Source organism: Mesorhizobium sp. M5C.F.Ca.IN.020.32.2.1, assembly GCF_004023105.1.
GTDB lineage: Bacteria > Pseudomonadota > Alphaproteobacteria > Rhizobiales > Rhizobiaceae > Mesorhizobium > Mesorhizobium wenxiniae.
In genome coordinates this window covers 1-2,600 of record NZ_RZSX01000864.1, presented here as the reverse complement: position 1 = coordinate 2,600, position 2,600 = coordinate 1, and the positions used below count along the sequence as shown (strand labels likewise).

The following is a 2,600-nucleotide window of genomic DNA, read 5'->3' as shown; positions in this document are numbered from 1 at the left end:
CGCCAAACCAATCCGATCAGCACATCATGGCGCTGCCGTTGCGTGAAGCGCGCGAACAATTCGAGAAGGACTATCTGATCGCCCAGATCAATCGTTTTGGCGGCAACATCTCGAAAACGGCCGAGTTCATCGGCATGGAACGCTCGGCGCTTCACCGCAAGCTGAAGTCGCTGGGCGTCTGATTTCCATCATGGCCTACGCAATTATCGGTTACGGCGCCGGCGGAATCGCATAAGAAAGCGCTGCAGCGCCGCGGGTCTTTTGGGACGCTCAAAGGACGCTGTAGCATTTTGATTTTTGCGCATGACCCCGAAAATCGATTCCGATTTTCGGGGTCATGCGCTGACTTCTCCAGGGTGACCTCATGCCGCGCATTGCCTATGTGAACGGGCGCTATGTCGCTCACGCCGACGCCTTCGTGCATGTCGAGGACCGTGGTTATCAGTTCGCCGATGGCGTCTACGAGGTCTGCGAGGTAGCGCGCGGCTTCATCGTTGATATGCCTCGCCATCTCGGACGGCTAAACCGCTCGCTGACCGAATTGTCGATCGAGTGGCCGGTCACGCGGGGCGTGTTGCCGATTATTATGCGTGAGGTGGTTCGCCGCAACCATGTCACCGATGGCCTGGTCTATCTTCAGGTGACGCGTGGCGTCGCCAGTCGTGACTTTATTTTCCCGGCGGCGGGCACGAAGCCGTCGCTGGTGGTGACCGCCAGGAAAGCCGACCCCGCTGCTGCCGCGAAGAGAGCCGAAAGCGGAATCAAGGTTATCACGGTGCCGGAGAATCGTTGGGATCGGGTCGATATCAAGTCGGTCGGCCTGCTGCCAAATGTGCTCGCCAAGCAGAAGGCCAAGGAAGCCGGCGCCCAGGAAGCCTGGTTCGTCGATGCCGACGGCACCGTCAAGGAAGGTGGATCGTCGAACGCCTGGATCATCACCAGGGATGGTGTGCTGGTGACGCGTCCGGCCGAGCACGGCATCCTGCGCGGCATCACCCGCACCACGCTGTTCGAAGTGGCCGCCAAGCTTGGCCTGAAAATCGAGGAGCGCGGCTTTTCGGTCGCCGAGGCCAAGGCTGCGCGCGAGGTTTTCATCAGCTCCGCGACCACCATCGCCATGCCGATCGTGGCGATCGACGGCGCTCCCGTCGCCAATGGCCATCCGGGCTCGATAACACTTTCCTTGCGGCAAGCCTTTTTTGACGTTGCGGAAAAAAGTCCAGCCTGATAACCGCACAGGTGGAATGAACATCAATATATCTCGTTCTGCTTGTCGTTATTGACGGCAAGATGGTGTTTGCGCGCTTGACACGTGCCGGGTAATTTGGCGCATTGAGGTGCAAACCGAAGGGGATCGGCGAAAGACAAGAACAATGGCGGAACGCTCGCAAAATCTTCAGGACCTGTTCCTGAATTCAGTTCGCAAAAGCAAAAACCCACTCACCATCTTTCTCATCAACGGCGTGAAGCTGACCGGTGTGGTTACTTCGTTCGACAATTTCTGTGTTCTGCTGCGTCGAGACGGCCATTCCCAGCTCGTCTACAAGCACGCCATTTCCACGATCATGCCGAGCCAGCCGGTTCAGATGTTCGATGGCGAGGAAAGCCAGGGCGCCTGATTGGCACGTAAGAAAGACGCGGACCGCAGCGTTCGCGAAAAACCAGCATATCAGCCGGGGACGGAAGCCGAAGGCACGACCCGGGCCGTGGTCATCGTGCCGGTGCTTACCCGCCAGCCGCGCGGCGACGAAGACACCAATCGTCCGCGCCTGATGCGTTCCGCCGAGGCCCGCCACGACGAAGCGGTTGGTCTTGCCCAAGCCATTGACCTCGACCCGATCCATACCGCGGTGGTGACCGTCAATGATCCGCGGCCTGCAACCTTGCTCGGCAGCGGCAAGGTCGCGGAGTTCGCCGAGATCGTCAAAGAGGGCCGTGCCGAACTGGTTATTGTCGACCATCCGTTGACGCCGGTGCAGCAACGCAATCTGGAAAAAGAATTGAACGCCAAGGTGCTGGATCGCACCGGGCTGATCCTGGAGATTTTCGGCGAGCGTGCGCGCACCAAGGAAGGTACGCTGCAGGTCGATCTTGCGCACCTCAACTATCAGAAGGGCCGGCTCGTGCGAAGCTGGACCCACCTCGAGCGCCAGCGCGGCGGCGCCGGTTTCCTTGGCGGTCCTGGCGAAACGCAGATCGAGTCGGACCGCCGTGTCCTGCAGGACAAGATCAACAAGCTGAAGCACGAGCTGGAAACAGTGCGGCGGACCCGCGATCTGCACCGCGCCAAGCGCAAGAAGGTGCCGTTCCCGGTTGTGGCGATCGTCGGCTATACCAACGCCGGCAAGTCGACGCTGTTCAACAGGCTGACCGGAGCAGAGGTGCTGGCCGAGGACATGCTGTTTGCCACGCTCGACCCGACACTGCGTCGGGTGCGACTGCCGCACGGCACGCCGGTCATCCTTTCGGACACTGTCGGTTTCATTTCGGACCTGCCGACGCATCTGATCGCGGCCTTCCGGGCAACGCTGGAAGAGGTGGTCGAGGCCGATCTCGTCATCCATCTGCGCGATATCTCGGACCCCGACACGGCCGCCCAG

4 protein-coding genes are annotated in these 2,600 nt (G+C 60.4%); all 4 read left to right on the top strand.

Going from position 1 to position 2,600, the window contains the following annotated elements; genetic code table 11:
* On the top strand, nucleotides 1–182 hold a 182-nt coding region (locus EOA86_RS30075; RefSeq protein WP_281035710.1), incomplete at its 5' end, for a helix-turn-helix domain-containing protein.
* A 182-nt stretch (nucleotides 183–364) separates the two neighbouring features.
* The gene (locus EOA86_RS30070; protein ID WP_128344954.1) at nucleotides 365–1,228 is read left to right on the top strand and encodes a D-amino-acid transaminase; all 864 of its coding nucleotides are present in this window, start codon (nucleotides 365–367) and stop codon (nucleotides 1,226–1,228) included.
* 145 nt (nucleotides 1,229–1,373) lie between these two features.
* Complete coding sequence (gene hfq / locus EOA86_RS30065) at nucleotides 1,374–1,619, top strand: RNA chaperone Hfq (RefSeq protein WP_006202172.1); 246 nt, start codon at nucleotides 1,374–1,376, stop codon at nucleotides 1,617–1,619.
* On the top strand, nucleotides 1,620–2,600 hold a 981-nt coding region (gene hflX, locus EOA86_RS30060; protein ID WP_128344953.1), incomplete at its 3' end, for a GTPase HflX.